This is a genomic window from Mycobacterium sp. 852002-51971_SCH5477799-a (assembly GCF_001667145.1).
In the GTDB taxonomy this organism is placed as follows: domain Bacteria; phylum Actinomycetota; class Actinomycetes; order Mycobacteriales; family Mycobacteriaceae; genus Mycobacterium.
The window spans coordinates 1-822 of sequence record NZ_LZIF01000085.1 but is presented as its reverse complement, the minus strand read 5'-3'; the positions used below and the strand labels follow the sequence as shown (position 1 = coordinate 822).

General features: G+C 68.7%; 1 protein-coding gene. It reads left to right on the top strand.

Annotation, left to right across the window (positions count from 1 at the left end):
• Positions 1–822, top strand: an 822-nt coding sequence (locus A5753_RS11675) for an AMP-binding protein (RefSeq protein ID WP_156656069.1), incomplete at both ends; no start/stop codon positions are given.

Here is an 822-nt window from a genome sequence, read left to right as displayed (position 1 = left end):
CACGGCGTGGGCGCGGGACAGTGTGTGGCGTTGCTGTTGTCGCGCTCGGCGCAGGCGATCACCGCGATGGTGGCGGTATTGAAGACCGGGGCGGCCTATCTGCCGATCGACGCCGCCGCCCCGGCAGCGCGCATCGAGTTCATGCTCACCGACGCCGCCCCGGTCGCGGTGGTGAGCACCGCGCAGTTGCGCTCGCGGCTCGATGGTTTCGGCGTGCCGGTCCTCGAGGTCGACGACCCGGCCGTCGATGATCAACCCACCACGGGCTTGCCGGCGCCCGCGGCTGAAGACCTCGCCTACCTGATTTACACCTCGGGCACCACCGGGATCCCCAAAGGCGTGGCGATCACCCACCATAACGTCACCCAGTTGCTGGAATCGTTGGACGCCGGACTGCCCACGGTGAGGGTGTGGACGCATAGTCACTCGTTGGCGTTCGACGTTTCGGTGTGGGAGATCTGGGGTGCGCTGCTCGGCGGTGGGCGGGTGGTGGTGGTGCCCGACGACGTGGTTCGCGCACCGGACGATTTCCACGATCTGCTAGTTGCGGAACAGGTGAACGTGCTCACGGATACTCCGTCGGCTGTGGCGATGCTGCCGTCCGAGGGGTTGGAGTCGGTGGCGTTGGTGATCGCGGCCGAGGCGTGTCCGGCGGCGGTGGTGGATCGGTGGGCGCCGGGGCGGGTGATGGTCAACGCCTATGGCCCAACCGAGACCACGATGTGTGTGGCAATCAGCGCCCCGCTGCGGGCGGGGTCGGGGGCCCCGCCGATCGGTGCGCCGGTGGGTGGGGCGGCGTTGTTCGTGCTGGATGGGTGGTTG